The following is a 13,826-nucleotide window of genomic DNA, read 5'->3' as shown; positions in this document are numbered from 1 at the left end:
GGGTCCGCAACAATGCAGTTGGACCGATCTTAGCCGTATCGGAGATTGCAGCTTGCCGTAAGGCGCAGATGCGCTAGAAATAAGGAAATCGTCAACATTAGTTTTTGCCCATATGCCCCCATCGACACGCCGCTTCCTGTTGAGGGAGCGTACAGCTGATCGCCATCAGGCGGTCGATGCTGCCGTCGGCTCTTTCGACACGTTGCAGCACTACTCTATCTATTTGCAGGGACTGTATTCTTTCCGACTGCCGCTGGAAGCCTGGCTCGCCGGCCTGGATTGGCCACGCCACTTCGGTGAATGGCGGCCGACGGCCATCGGCGAGATGATCCTGCGCGACATGGATGATCTGAATGTGACCGAACGGCGTATTGAACCGTCGATTCCTCACCACGCTGATCTGGAAACACTGCTGGGTGCGCTCTACGTGTTGGAAGGATCGTCGCTCGGCGCGCGCGTGCTTGTTTCGCGTGCCGGTCAGTTGGGTCTCAATGATACCTACGGCGCCCGTCATCTGGCCAGTCAGGCGCAGTCGGACGGCTGGAAAAGCTTTCTGCAGATGCTCGACAGTGCGCCGACGATGGATATGGACAAGGTGGTTGATGCGTCGCGGACGGTGTTCGCTCACGCGGAGATCGCCTTCAAGGGAAATTTGTATGCCTAACGCTTCCACGGTCGATCTTACCAATTGCGACCGCGAACCCATCCATATCCCCGGCAGCATTCAGCCCCATGGTTGTCTTCTGGTCTGCGATGCGTCCGGCAGCGGCGTGTTGCGGCATTCGGAGAACGCCCCGGCAATGCTGGGACTTCCTCCGGTGCTCAACGGCCTGAGGCTGGACGAGGCGCTTGGCGCAGAAGCCGCCCACACGCTGCGCAACGCGCTGGCCACCTCCGACGATCCCGCCCGCCCGGCACTGCGCATGGCGCTCGCCATGCCGGCTGGACGCTTCGACGTCTCCGTGCATCGGCTGGAAGAGTGCGCGATCATCGAGTTCGAACCTGCCTCGGACCAGTCCGACTCGCCGCTCGAGACGGCGCGCATGCTGATCAGCCGCATCCGCACCATCGGCAGCATCGACGAACTGGTGGAGAAGTCGGCCCGGCTGATCTTCGCAATGCTCGCCTATGACCGGGTGATGATCTACCGCTTCGAGCATGACGGCGCCGGCAAGGTGGTCAGCGAATACAAGCGTCGCGACCTCGAAAGCTTCCGCGGCCAGTATTTCCCGGCAAGCGACATCCCCAAGCAGGCGCGCACGCTGTACCTGAAGAACACCATCCGGGTCATCTCGGATGCCTCCGGTACCCGCATTCCGGTGGTGCCGGAATTCGATGACATGCAGGCGCCGCTCAACCTGTCCTTCGCGCATCTGCGCAGCGTCTCGCCGGTCCATTGCGAATACCTGCGCAACATGGGTGTTGCCGCCTCGATGTCGATCTCGATCATCGTCGACGGCGAGCTCTGGGGGCTGATCGCCTGTCACCACTATAGCCCGCGGGCGCTGTCCATGCCGCAGCGTATCGCGGCGGAAATGTTCGGCGAGTTCTTCTCGCTGCATCTGAGCGCGCTGAAGCAGAAGCAGATCCTCGACACCGCCAACGTCGCCCGCAAATCGCTCGACCGGTTCCTGCAGGCCGCTGCCCATAATCCCGATATCGCCGGGCTCCTCAGGCAATCGCTGGACGAGTTCAGCGCGATCCTGCCCTGCGACGGCGTCGGACTGTGGCTCGATGGTCTGTGGACCGGCCAGGGTACCACGCCGTCGGCAAGCGGCGTCGCAATGCTGGCGGACTTCGTCAGCTCGGTGGCCAACAGCCGCATCTGGGGAACCGATCAGATCTCCCAGCATCTGCTGGGATCCGAAAGCTTCGCGCCGGATGTCTGCGGCGTGCTGGCCATCCCGCTGTCGCAGCGGCCGCGCGATTACATGTTCTTCTTCCGCAAGGAACTCGTCCAGACCCTGAACTGGGCCGGCAACCCGGACAAGTCCTACGACACCGGACCGCTTGGCGACCGGCTGACGCCGCGCAAGAGCTTTGCGATCTGGAAAGAAACCGTCCACATGAAGGCGCAGCGCTGGACCGACGGCGAGTGGGAAATCGCCGAGGCGATCCGCGCCGTGCTGGTCGAGATCGTGCTGCACCACAACGAATTGATCGCCGACGAACGCGGCAAGGCCGACGTGCGGCAACGGATGCTGAACGAGGAGTTGAACCACCGCGTCAAGAACATCCTTGCGGTGATCAAGGCGCTGGTCGGCCATCCGGTGCAGGAAGGCCGGGAGCTTGGCGATTACGTGTCGGTTCTGAAGGGCCGCATCCAGGCGCTTGCGCTGGCCCACGACCAGGTGGTGCGCGGCAGTGACGGCGGTCCCCTGCGCGAACTGCTGGAGGCTGAGCTGAAGCCGTACAGCGACGGCAACCGCAAGGTCACGCTCCGCGGTCCCAACGTCTGGCTCGACAGCCGGGCTTTTTCGGTCATGGCTCTGGTGCTGCACGAGATGTCGACCAACGCGGCAAAGTACGGTGCCCTGTCGGCGGGCGAGGGCCAGGTGGAGATCGCCTGGACGCGGACGCAGGATGGCGACTGCGAGATCACCTGGACAGAAAGCGGCGGACCGCCTGTGACGCCGCCGGCGCGTGCCGGTTTCGGAACGGTGCTGATCGACCGAAGCATACCCTACGAGCTTGGTGGCAAGAGCCGCGTCACCTATGATCCCGGCGGACTGCGTGGTGATTTCATCGTGCCGGCACGCCACGTGCACGGCAATGATGTGGCCGCGACGGACGAGACGGTGGAACTGAACGCCGCGTCGCCTGCGGAAATCACGGAGCTTATGGGCGACCTCGAGCTGCTTCTGGTCGAGGATCAGATGCTGGTGGCCGCCGATGTCGAGGTAATGCTCGAAAGCCACGGCATCTCGCGCGTGACGACCGCTCCATCCGCTGCGGAAGCGCTTCGCCAGTTGAAGACGTTCACGCCGGACATCGCCATTCTCGACGTCAATCTCGGCTCGGGCACGTCTCTGCCGATCGCCGAAGAACTGACGCGCCGCGGTGTACCCTTCGTCTTTGCGACCGGCTACAGCGACCGATCTGTCATTCCGGCGAGCTTCACGGCACCGGTGGTGCGCAAGCCCTACGAGGCGCAGGCACTGATCGGCGCGATGGTCCGCCTGCTGGCAAGCCACGGGGAAGCGACGAAGGACTGATCCTCAAGCCTGTCTGGCTTGGAACGGGACTTCGCTAAAGACCGTAAGGCGGCATCGAGCCGCCTATGTCCGTTTCAGATGTCGAGATTGTCGGCGAACGCGGCTCGATCCTGGATGAACCGGAAGCGCGCGTCGGCCTTGGTACCCATCAGGTTGTCCACCGCCTCGCGCGTGCCTTCGAAATCGACCTCATCGATGCCGACGCGCAGCAGCGTCCGCTTCGAGGGGTCCATCGTCGTTTCCTTCAGCTGTGCCGGCATCATTTCGCCGAGACCTTTGAAGCGTCCGATCTCCACCTTCTTGCCCTTGAACACCGTCTCCATCAGTTCCGCCCGGTGCACGTCGTCGCGCGCGTAGACCGACTTCGCACCCTGGCGGATGACGTAGAGGGGCGGGACGGCGAGGAAGAGATGCCCGCCGCGGATCATCTCCGGCATTTCCTGATAGAAGAAGGTGATCAGCAGCGAAGCGATATGCGCGCCATCGACGTCGGCATCGGTCATGATGATGACCCGCTCGTAACGAAGGTCTTCTTCCCGATATTTTGTCCGCGTGCCGCAGCCGAGCGCCTGGATGAGATCGGCGATCTGCTGGTTGGCCGACAGCTTTTCACGGCTGGCGCTGCCGACGTTGAGGATCTTGCCGCGCAGCGGCAGGATCGCCTGGTTCATGCGGTTGCGCGCCTGCTTGGCCGAGCCGCCAGCCGAATCGCCCTCGACGATGAACAGTTCGGCACCTTCTGCGGTGTTCTGCGAGCAGTCGGCAAGCTTGCCGGGCAGGCGCAGCTTGCGCACCGCAGTCTTGCGGTTGACTTCCTTTTCCTTGCGACGGCGCAGCCGCTCTTCGGCGCGCTCGATCACCCATTCGAGGAGCTTGGCAGCCTCGCCGGGGTTGCCGGCAAGGTAGTGGTCGAACGGATCGCGCAGGGCGTTCTCGACGATCCGCTGGGCCTCGACGGTCGCCAGCTTGTCCTTCGTCTGGCCAACGAATTCCGGCTCCCGGATGAACACCGAGAGCATGCCGACGGACGAGATCATCACGTCGTCGGTGGTAATCTGCGCGGCGCGCTTGTTCTGCGTCAGTTCGGCGTAGTTCTTCAGGCCCTTGGTGAGGGCGATGCGCAGGCCCGCCTCGTGGGTGCCGCCCTCCGGCGTCGGAATGGTGTTGCAGTAGGAGTGGATCTGCGGGTCGCCGCCATACCAGGTCACCGCCCATTCCATCGCGCCGTGGCCGCCGGTCTTTTCCGTGCGGCCGGCAAAGATCTCGCGGGTGACGGTGAAATCCTTGCCGAGCGTCGCGGCCAGATAGTCCTTCAGTCCGCCCGGAAAATGGAAGACCGCCTTGTCGGGGATCTCGCCGCCGGCCTGCACCAAGGACGGGTCGCAGCTCCAGCGGATTTCGACGCCGCCGAACAGATAGGCCTTGGAGCGGGCCATGCGGAAGATCCGCCCGGCGTCGAACTTGGCGTGATCGCCGAAGATCTGCGGGTCCGGGTGGAAACGGACGCGGGTGCCGCGACGATTGTGGACGTCGCCCAGCTCTTCGAGCCCGCCGATCGGTGCGCCGCGCGAAAAGCGCTGGCGGTAGAGCTTGCGGTTGCGCGCCACCTCGACCTCGAGCAGGTCCGACAACGCGTTGACGACCGAGACGCCGACGCCGTGCAGGCCGCCGGAGGTCTCATAGGCCTTGCCGTCGAACTTGCCGCCTGCATGCAGCTTGGTCATGATCACTTCGAGGGTCGACTTGCCGGGAACCTGCGGGTGGTTTTCCACCGGGATGCCACGGCCGTTGTCGGTGACGGTCAGGAAGCCTTCGGCATCGAGGTGCACATCGATGAAATCGGCATGGCCGGCAACCGCTTCGTCCATCGAGTTGTCGATGACCTCGGCGAACAGGTGGTGGAGCGCCTTCTCGTCGGTCCCGCCGATATACATGCCGGGACGCATGCGCACCGGCTCTAGCCCTTCCAGAACCCGGATGGACGAGGCGTCGTAGGTATCGGAGGAGGCTGGCGGAACGGCCTGCAGGCGCTGGGGAGCGGGCTGGGCCGGCGCCTTGGGGCGCGGGTCCGCCGGCTGCTCGGCGGCTTTGGTGGTGGCGTTCGGAATGCTGGCAAAGAGATCGCTGGTATCGTCCATGGGGTCCGTCAATCTGGCCTGTGATGCGCGGCGGCAGGCGAGGGGGCGGGACGCATCCGTCCGCCATCGGCTATCGAATCGCTCGCGAGTGTGCCAGATAACCGGCTTTTTCGCGATGCCTGCGCGCTGAGAGCAGGATTAGGCTCAGGATTTGCGCTGTCGAGCCCCGGATGGCAAGGCGTCGCTCTCAAGGAAGTGGATCAACCGTCGCATGTCCACAGATCATTTGGCCATTCGCGTCGCCTGCCTGGCGTTGTCGTTGCTGTTTCCGATGGCTGCGGCAGCGCAAGACGGGCCGATCCGTCCGTTCAAGGACGAGCTGTTCTCCCGCCAGGCCGTGCTGGAGACGCAGGACGGCGGCGCATTCCAGCTCATGGACTACCAGGAACTGCGCGACATCAATGCCCGCGACGAGGAGCCGGAGCGGCGCGTCAAATCGCAGTATGTCGAAACGCGAGTGCGCCGCTACCAGGAGAACCAGACGCTGACGCTTGGCGGGCAGAGGCTCGACGTGACGCGTGTCGGCAAGCTGGAGAACGCCGCGTTCACCGTGATTTTCATCCATGGTCGCGGCGGCGATCGGCGACTGGGCGCCAACGACTACACGTTCGGCGGCAACTTCAACCGGCTGAAGAACCTCGCGGTTCTGAACGGCGGCACCTATTACGCACCCTCGGTACGGTCCTTCGACCCGAATGGCGCAGCCGACATCGCGGCGCTGATCCGCCAGGCCTTCGAGTTGTCGATGGGCCGCCCGGTGATCCTCGCCTGCGCCTCGATGGGCGGTTTCGTCTGCCAGAGCGTATCGCGCGACAAGGAGGCGGTCCGCTACCTGAAGGGCCTCGTAATCCTCGGCGGGCCACCCGATCCGGGGTTTCTGACGACGCCGGCCGCCAAGCTGAAGATCCCCGTCTATCTTGCGCACGGCAGCGCCGATTCCGTCTACGCCGCAGACAACCAGGTGGCGCTCTACAGGAAGATGATCGCCGCGCGCTACCCGGCCCGCATGAAGCTGTTCCAGACCGGCGGCCACGGCACCCCGATTCGCATGGCGGACTGGCGGGACATTCTGAATTTCATGCTGGCCGCCCGATAGAGCGGCAGGTCGCTGCCTTAACCATAGTTGGCGGCAGGCGGATGGTTTTGCATACCAATTTTCGCCGTATCGGGCTAGAACGCCACCTCGTCAGGAGTTGAGGATGCCGATACGACGTCGCCCGGTCGCAAACCGGGCCGGGCTCGAACGGCAGGGAACTGGAAGGATTGCTGAGGGATGACGCCGGACATTCGACCGCTGGTGGCGGGAAACTGGAAAATGAACGGCACGCGCGCGTCGCTCGACCAGATCAAGGCGATTGCCGAGGGTGTCGATGGTCCGCTGGCGGAAAAGGTCGACAGCCTGCTCTGCCCGCCCGCGACCCTGCTCTACGTCGCGACTGCGCTGTCCACCGACAGTCCGCTGATGATCGGCGGCCAGGATTGCCACCAGAACGTCTCCGGCGCCCATACCGGGGACATCTCGGCGGAGATGATCGCCGATTGCTTCGGCACCTGCGTCATCGTCGGTCACTCGGAACGCCGCGTCGATCACGCCGAGACCGATCATCTGGTGCGGGTAAAAGCGGAGGCCGCCTATGCTGCGGACCTGACAGCAATCATCTGCATCGGCGAGACGGCCGACGAGCGCAAGGCCGGTCAGACGCTGGAGATCCTCAGGCGTCAGCTCGCCGGCTCTGTGCCGGATACGGCGGATGCCGAAAACACGGTGATTGCCTACGAGCCGATCTGGGCGATCGGAACCGGTGTCACGCCGACTGTCGAGGATGTCGAGGCGGCACATGCCTTCCTGCGCTCCGAACTCGTGGGGCGCTTCGGCGCCGAAGGCCGCGGCATGCGCATACTCTACGGCGGTTCGGTCAAGCCGAGCAATGCAGCCGAGCTGATGGCGGTCGCCAATGTCGACGGCGCGCTGATCGGCGGGGCGAGCTTGAAAGCCGCCGACTTCCTCGCCATCTACGGCGTGTACGAAACGCTGACCGCCTAATTCGGCGGAAAGCGACGGCAAATCGCACTTGCCCCTTGGAATGCTCATCCGGCTCGGGTAAAGACCCGGCCAGACTGTTTGTGGATGCCGCCCACCGGCGCGCAGGACTGGACTGATATGCAGACCGTATTGATCGTTATCCATCTCATGATCGTGCTGGCGCTCGTTGGCGTCGTGCTGATCCAGCGTTCCGAAGGCGGCGGGCTCGGCATCGGCGGCGGTTCCGGCTTCATGTCGGCACGCGGCACGGCGAATGCGCTGACCCGCACCACGGCGATCCTCGCGACGCTGTTCTTCATCACCTCGCTGACGCTCAGCATTCTTGGCCGCTACGAGTCGCGCCCGACCGATATTCTCGATCGGATCCCGGCGACCCAGCAGGGCCAGGGCAACGGCATTCTCGACTCGCTCGGCCCGGCGCCCGGCGCGCCCGCCACCAATGGTGCGGCTGCTCCGGCCACCAATGCACCGGCTGCACCGGCACCGGCACCGGCCGATCCGACCGCTGTTCCGACCGGCCGGTAAGGTCGCGTTCCGATAAAACATCCGGCAGGCCGCAAGCCTGCCGGTTTTCTTTTGTGCAGATTTCAACAGCTTTGACGGACCGAAGTGAATTTTCGGCTGGTGGAATCGTTCGTTTGAAGGTATCCGGTGGCTCCCATGGCGCGATATGTATTCATCACAGGCGGCGTGGTTTCTTCTCTTGGAAAAGGAATTGCGGCCGCAGCCCTCGGAGCCCTGCTACAGGCGAGAGGTTACCGGGTTCGGATCCGCAAGCTTGATCCCTACCTCAACGTCGATCCGGGCACCATGAGCCCGACCCAGCACGGCGAGGTGTTCGTCACCGACGACGGTGCCGAGACCGATCTGGACCTTGGCCACTACGAGCGCTTCACGGGGCGTTCGGCGACCAAGAGCGACAACATCACCACCGGTCGTATCTACAAGAACATCATCGACAAGGAACGCCGCGGTGACTACCTCGGCGCGACCGTGCAGGTCATTCCGCACGTCACCAACGAGATCAAGGATTTCGTTACCGAAGGCAATGACGAGTACGACTTCGTCATCTGCGAGATCGGCGGCACCGTCGGCGACATCGAGGCGATGCCCTTCGTCGAGGCCATCCGCCAGCTCGGCAACGAACTGCCGCGCGGTGCTGCCGTCTATCTGCACCTGACGCTGATGCCCTTCATTCCGGCAGCCGGCGAGCTGAAGACCAAGCCGACCCAGCATTCCGTCAAGGAACTGCAGGCCATGGGCATTGCGCCCGACATCCTCTTGGTGCGTGCCGACCGGGAAATCCCCGAGGCCGAGCGTCGCAAGCTGTCGCTCTTCTGCAACGTCCGTCCGTCGGCGGTCATCCAAGCGCTCGACGTTGCCAACATCTACGACGTGCCGATGGCCTACCACAAGGAAGGCCTCGATTCGGAAGTGCTGGCGGCATTCGGCATCGAACCGGCACCCAAGCCGCGTCTTGCCGCCTGGGAAGAGGTCTGCAGCCGCATCCACACACCGGAAGGCGAGGTGACGATCGCCATTGTCGGCAAGTACACTGGCCTGAAGGATGCCTACAAGTCGCTGATCGAAGCGCTTCACCATGGCGGAATCGCCAACCACGTAAAGGTCAAGCTCGAGTGGATCGAGTCGGAAATCTTCGAGAAGGAAGACGCCGCTCCCTATCTTGAGAAGGTGCACGGCATCCTCGTTCCCGGCGGCTTCGGCGAACGCGGCGCGCAGGGCAAGATCAATGCTGCCCGCTTTGCCCGCGAGCACAACGTTCCCTATTTCGGCATCTGCTTCGGCATGCAGATGGCGGTGCTGGAAGCAGCCCGCAATCTTGCTGGCATCGAGGCTGCCTCGTCGACCGAGTTCGGCCCGTCGAAGGAGCCGGTCGTCGGCCTGATGACCGAATGGGTCAAGGGCAACGATCTGGAGAAGCGCTCGGCAAGCGGCGACCTTGGCGGCACCATGCGTCTGGGCGCCTACAAGGCGGCCCTGAAGCGCGACACGAAGATCGCCGAGATCTATGGCTCGAGCGACATCTCCGAGCGTCACCGTCACCGCTACGAGGTGAACATCGATTACAAGCAGCGTCTCGAGGAATGCGGCCTGGTGTTCTCCGGCATGTCGCCGGACGGCCTGCTGCCGGAAACCATCGAGTATCCGGATCATCCGTGGTTCATCGGCGTCCAGTACCATCCGGAACTGAAGAGCCGTCCGCTCGATCCGCACCCGCTGTTCAAGAGCTTCATCGAGGCGGCCCTGGAGCAGAGCCGTCTCGTCTAAGCCTCCATCGCAGATCTGGCTGAAGGCCGTCCGCCGATCGCGGGCGGCCTTCAGTGCATCTGGCTACCCGAGTGGACCGTCGGCTTCGTCGCGTTCGCCGCCGCGGCCCGTCACCATCGCATAGGCGGCAAGCGCCTTGTCTCTCGCCTCGGCATGATTGACCACCGGCCTTGGATAGGTCTCGCCCAGCGAGATGCCTGCCTTTTCGAGAACCGCCGCCGGCGCCTCGAACGGCCTGTGGATATACTTGTTGGGCAGCTTCTCCAGTTCCGGAATGAAGCGGCGGACATACTCCCCCTTCGGATCGAATTTTTCGCCCTGCAGGATCGGGTTGAACACCCGGAAGAACGGCGAGGCGTCTGCCCCGGAACCGGCGACCCATTGCCAGTTGGCGGCGTTCGACGCCGGATCCGCATCGACCAGCGTATCGCGGAACCAGGCTTCGCCCTTGCGCCAGTCGATCATCAGGTCCTTGATCATGAAGGAGGCCGTGATCATCCGCACCCGGTTGTGCATGACGCCGTGCCGCCACAGCTGGCGCATGCCGGCATCGACGATCGGATAGCCGGTCCGGCCCTTCGTCCAGGCCTCGAACTGCACCTCGTCATAGGTCCAGGGGAAGGCATCGAACCGGGCGTTCCAGTTCTTCCGGTCGAGGTCGGGGAACTCGACCAGCAGATGGTAGCAGAACTCGCGCCAGGCGAGCTCCTTGCGGAAATGGATCACATTTCTGGACGCATGGATGCCGTGGGTCGCGTGCCAGATGCGTGCCGGCGAGATCTCGCCGAATGCCAGGTGCGGCGAAAGGCTTGAGCTTGCATCGCCGAGTGCGGGAAAGTCGCGATCTTCTCTGTAGGTCTGTACCGGCCTTTCCAGAAAGGCCTCGAGCTTGTCATGCGCACCGGTTTCGCCCGGCTCCCAGATCTCGTCGAATTCGGCGGCCCAGTTCGGCGCCGTCGGCAGCAGATCCCACGACGTCAGCGGCTCGGACTGCGGCAGCGTCTCGACGCCGCGGATATGGTCCGGCGCCTCCACCGGCTCGCGGGGTTCGCCGCTCCGTTCCAGCGCCTTCCAGAACGGCGAATAGACGCGGTAGGCGCCGCCGGAACCGGTGCGCGTCGTCTCCGGATCGTGCAGCAGCTGACCCTTGAACCGCTTGATCTCCAGGCCCTGGCCGGAAAGCGCCTTGAGGATCTCGGCATCCTCCGCGTCGCGCTCATAGTGGCGGTTGAGGAAAACGGATCCGGCCGCAGTCTCGGCAGCCAGCGCCGACAGCACCGCCACGGGATCGCCGGAGCGCAGGACCAGCCGGTTCCCCGCAGCCTCCAGCGCTGCCCCGAACGCCGTCAGCGAATGGTGCAGCCACCAGCGCTGGGCGCCTCCAAGCGGGCCGATCTTGGCCGTTTCCGGCTCCCGCACATAGACGCAGACGACAGGCCTGCCGCTTTGCGCGGCAGCGGTCAGCGCGGCATTGTCGTCGAGGCGGAGATCCTTACGGAACCAGAGAATGATGGCGGAGGATGGGTCCATGGATAAACGGCGCGCTCCCTGATTATTGAATATCTGCCGTATGTTACGGCCGAGCGCCGGGCACGGATCACCCCTCGAAGGGGCGGATCAGGATGATCGGGCAGGGCGCTCCCGCCGGCAGGTCCGGCGCCTGCGGCGGACGCAGGATGAGGCAGTCGGAGGTAGCGAAGATCTTCATCATCGACGAATCCTGCTTGCCGAAGCTGTGCGCCACCAACCGTCCTTCGCTGTCTCGCGACAGCCGCGCCCGCAGGTAATCCTGGCGATGGTCGTTGGCCGAAAGTGGCGTGGCAGTGATCGCCTCGGCCATCCGGTCCGGCGGCTGCCGATGCCCGAGCCTTGCCACAAGCGGCTCCAGGAACAGCGTGCCGCAGACAAGGCTGGCGACCGGATTGCCGGGCAGGCCGAGCACCTGCATGGCGCCCAGCGAACCGACCATCAGCGGCTTGCCGGGGCGCATGGCGATGCGCCAGAAATCCAGCGCCATACCCTTTGCCTTGAGGCTGGACTGGACCAGATCGTGGTCGCCGACGGAGGCGCCACCGAGCGTCACCAGCACGTCCGCCTTTGCTGCGACGGCCCGGTCGACTGCCGCCTCGATCAGGTCTGCGCGGTCGGCGACGATGCCGAGATCCAGCACGCTTCCGCCGGCGGCCTCGATCAGTGCGGCGATGCCAAATGTGTTAGAGGCAATGATCTGGTCGGCCTGCGGCACCTGGCCGGCCTCGACGAGTTCGTCGCCGGTCGCAAGCACCGCCACCAGCGGCCTCCGGTAGACGGCAAGCTTTGGATGGTTCATCGCTGCGCAGACCGTCACATGCGCGTAGTCGAGGCGCGTGCCGGCTGACAGCACCGTCTCGCCCTCGGCAAAATCCTGGCCGCGCGGCCGGATGTGGCGCCCCTTGGTCACGGTAAAACGGGTGCGGATGCGGCCGCCGTCCAAAACCTCGGCGTCTTCCTGGATCAGAACGGCATCTGCGCCGTCCGGCACCGGCGCACCGGTAAAGATGCGCACGGTTTCGCCGGGCCCGACCGTGCCGGCAAAGGCGTGACCGGCCGCCGCCTGGCCGATCACCGTAAGTTCGGCGCCGATCTCAGGCGCGTCCTGCGTGCGCAGAGCGTAGCCATCCATGGCGGAGGAATTAAAGGGTGGCTGGGTGAGGCGGGCGGCGATGTCTTCGGCAAGCACCCGGTCGGCCGCCTGGCGCAGCGGCACCACCTCTTGGTCCGTCACCGGATTTGCGGCATCGAGCAGACGGGCAAGGGCTTCCGAGACGGGCAGGAGATCTGTGCTTTTCATCGTCAGTCCCGCGGGCGGCGCCAGTCGCCGGATTTGCCGCCGGTCTTCTGGACGAGGCGGATTCCGTCGATCTGCATGCCCTTGTCGGCCGCCTTGGCCATGTCGTAGATCGTCAGGCAGGCAACGGAAACGGCGGTCAGCGCTTCCATCTCGACGCCGGTCTTGCCGGTGAGCTTCGTCGTTGCTTCGACGCGCAGGCCCGGCAGCGCATGATCCTCGGTGATCTCGACGGTCACCTTGGTCAGCATCAGCGGATGGCAGAGCGGAATGAGGTTGGCCGTCTGCTTGGCCGCCATGATGCCGGCCAGCCGTGCCGTTCCGATCACGTCGCCCTTTTTGGCATTGCCGGCCAGGATCAGCGACAGCGTTTCCGGCAGCATGCGCACGAAACCCTCGGCGGTGGCGATGCGAACCGTCTCCGACTTGTCGCCGACATCGACCATATGGGCCTCTCCGGAGGCTCCGATATGGGTGAGGCGGGGTTCGTCGCTCATCATTCTGCTGCCTGGCTGGCGGTGTCTCCCGACAGCAGCGTCCGCGTCGCCGCAGCCACGTCGTTCTGCCGCATCAGGCTTTCGCCGACGAGGAACGAGGTGATGCCGCAGGCCTGCAGCCGCTGGCAATCGGCATGCGTGAAGATGCCGCTCTCGCCGACGAGATGGCGGTCGGCCGGAACCAGACCGGCCAGGGCCTCGCTCGTCGCCAGGCTGAGCTCGAAGGTCCGCAGGTTGCGGTTGTTGATGCCGATCATCGGAGATGCAAGCTTCAGCGCCCGCTCGGTCTCCTCCGCATCGTGCACCTCGATCAGCACGTCCATTCCGAGCCCGAACGCTTCGTCTTCCAGGCGTCTCGCATCGTCGTCAGTGAGGGCCGCCATGATCAGCAGAATGCAATCGGCACCCCAGGCACGCGCTTCGTGCACCTGATAGGTGTCGAACATGAAGTCCTTGCGCAGTGCCGGAAGGTGGCAGGCCGTGCGGGAAGCGGTCAGGAATTCCGGCGCGCCCTGGAAGCTCGGGCTGTCGGTGAGCACGGAAAGACATGCGGCACCGCCGGCTTCATAGGCCATTGCCAGTGCCGGCGGATCGAAATCGGGGCGGATCAGTCCCTTCGACGGGCTGGCCTTCTTGATCTCGGCAATCAGGCCCAGCCGGCCTTCCGACTTCTTCGCCTGCAGCGCCTTGAGGAAGCCGCGCGGCGGCGTCTGGTCGGCCGCCATCGCCTTCAGGTCCGCAAGCGGCACGCTGGCCTTGGCGGCCTCGATTTCCAGCAGCTTGTAGGCTTCGATCTTTTTCAGGATGTCGGTCATC

At 64.4% G+C, this 13,826-nt stretch carries 11 protein-coding genes; 6 read left to right on the top strand and 5 right to left on the bottom strand.

The annotated features are described in order from the left end of the window. Window positions 1-139: 139 nt before the first annotated feature. The gene (locus ACR65N_RS12655) at window positions 140-664 is read left to right on the top strand and encodes a biliverdin-producing heme oxygenase (protein ID WP_440457279.1); all 525 of its coding nucleotides are present in this window, start codon (window positions 140-142) and stop codon (window positions 662-664) included. Further along, entirely contained in the window at window positions 657-3,215 is a 2,559-nt protein-coding gene (locus ACR65N_RS12650; protein WP_440457278.1) for an HWE histidine kinase domain-containing protein, read from the top strand. The genes ACR65N_RS12655 and ACR65N_RS12650 overlap by 8 nt, the downstream gene beginning before the upstream one ends. Before the next feature lie 74 nt (window positions 3,216-3,289). Here the strand turns inward: ACR65N_RS12650 and parE are convergent, their stop codons facing one another. Further along, window positions 3,290-5,353, bottom strand: a complete 2,064-nt coding sequence (gene parE / locus ACR65N_RS12645; RefSeq protein WP_440457277.1) for a DNA topoisomerase IV subunit B — start codon at window positions 5,351-5,353, stop codon at window positions 3,290-3,292. Between the two features lie 211 nt (window positions 5,354-5,564). Between parE and ACR65N_RS12640 the strand changes: the two genes are divergently transcribed. From ACR65N_RS12640 to pyrG, 4 genes are all read left to right on the top strand, one after another. Continuing rightward, on the top strand, window positions 5,565-6,449 hold the full coding sequence (locus tag ACR65N_RS12640; protein WP_440457276.1) for an alpha/beta fold hydrolase: 885 nt from the start codon (window positions 5,565-5,567) through the stop codon (window positions 6,447-6,449). A 177-nt stretch (window positions 6,450-6,626) separates the two neighbouring features. Next, window positions 6,627-7,397, top strand: a complete 771-nt coding sequence (tpiA, locus tag ACR65N_RS12635) for a triose-phosphate isomerase (protein WP_440457275.1) — start codon at window positions 6,627-6,629, stop codon at window positions 7,395-7,397. A gap of 117 nt (window positions 7,398-7,514) precedes the next feature. Next, a complete protein-coding gene (gene secG, locus ACR65N_RS12630) occupies window positions 7,515-7,922 on the top strand; it encodes a preprotein translocase subunit SecG (protein ID WP_440457274.1) in 408 nt (135 codons plus the stop codon). A 126-nt stretch (window positions 7,923-8,048) separates the two neighbouring features. Next, window positions 8,049-9,686, top strand: a complete 1,638-nt coding sequence (gene pyrG, locus ACR65N_RS12625) for a CTP synthase (protein ID WP_440457273.1) — start codon at window positions 8,049-8,051, stop codon at window positions 9,684-9,686. 63 nt (window positions 9,687-9,749) lie between these two features. Here the strand turns inward: pyrG and ACR65N_RS12620 are convergent, their stop codons facing one another. From ACR65N_RS12620 to trpC, 4 genes are all read right to left on the bottom strand, one after another. Further along, window positions 9,750-11,216 carry a cryptochrome/photolyase family protein gene (locus ACR65N_RS12620; protein WP_440457272.1) on the bottom strand — a complete coding sequence of 489 codons (1,467 nt, stop codon included), beginning with the start codon at window positions 11,214-11,216 and terminating at the stop codon, window positions 9,750-9,752. Between the two features lie 67 nt (window positions 11,217-11,283). Beyond that, window positions 11,284-12,516 carry a molybdopterin molybdotransferase MoeA gene (locus ACR65N_RS12615; protein WP_440457271.1) on the bottom strand — a complete coding sequence of 411 codons (1,233 nt, stop codon included), beginning with the start codon at window positions 12,514-12,516 and terminating at the stop codon, window positions 11,284-11,286. Between the two features lie 2 nt (window positions 12,517-12,518). Further along, on the bottom strand, window positions 12,519-13,010 hold the full coding sequence (gene moaC, locus ACR65N_RS12610) for a cyclic pyranopterin monophosphate synthase MoaC (RefSeq protein WP_440457270.1): 492 nt from the start codon (window positions 13,008-13,010) through the stop codon (window positions 12,519-12,521). Next, window positions 13,010-13,825 (bottom strand): indole-3-glycerol phosphate synthase TrpC, encoded by an 816-nt coding sequence (trpC, locus tag ACR65N_RS12605; RefSeq protein ID WP_440457269.1) that lies wholly within the window; start codon window positions 13,823-13,825, stop codon window positions 13,010-13,012. The genes moaC and trpC overlap by 1 nt, the downstream gene beginning before the upstream one ends. Window position 13,826 lies beyond the last annotated feature (1 nt).

Source organism: Rhizobium sp. SAFR-030 (assembly GCF_059415005.1).
The sequence above is the reverse complement of the archived record's forward strand: the minus strand, read 5'-3'. Positions and strand labels throughout refer to the sequence as shown.

Excerpts from the sequence above, each read along its gene's own strand:
- ACR65N_RS12650 (WP_440457278.1), top strand. The coding sequence starts at position 657 with ATGCCTAACGCTTCCACGGTCGATCTTACCAATTGCGACCGCGAACCC.
- parE (WP_440457277.1), bottom strand. The coding sequence starts at position 5,353 with ATGGACGATACCAGCGATCTCTTTGCCAGCATTCCGAACGCCACCACC.
- ACR65N_RS12640 (WP_440457276.1), top strand. The coding sequence starts at position 5,565 with ATGTCCACAGATCATTTGGCCATTCGCGTCGCCTGCCTGGCGTTGTCG.
- tpiA (WP_440457275.1), top strand. The coding sequence starts at position 6,627 with ATGACGCCGGACATTCGACCGCTGGTGGCGGGAAACTGGAAAATGAAC.
- secG (WP_440457274.1), top strand. The coding sequence starts at position 7,515 with ATGCAGACCGTATTGATCGTTATCCATCTCATGATCGTGCTGGCGCTC.
- ACR65N_RS12620 (WP_440457272.1), bottom strand. The coding sequence starts at position 11,216 with ATGGACCCATCCTCCGCCATCATTCTCTGGTTCCGTAAGGATCTCCGC.
- ACR65N_RS12615 (WP_440457271.1), bottom strand. The coding sequence starts at position 12,516 with ATGAAAAGCACAGATCTCCTGCCCGTCTCGGAAGCCCTTGCCCGTCTG.
- moaC (WP_440457270.1), bottom strand. The coding sequence starts at position 13,010 with ATGAGCGACGAACCCCGCCTCACCCATATCGGAGCCTCCGGAGAGGCC.
- trpC (WP_440457269.1), bottom strand. The coding sequence starts at position 13,825 with ATGACCGACATCCTGAAAAAGATCGAAGCCTACAAGCTGCTGGAAATC.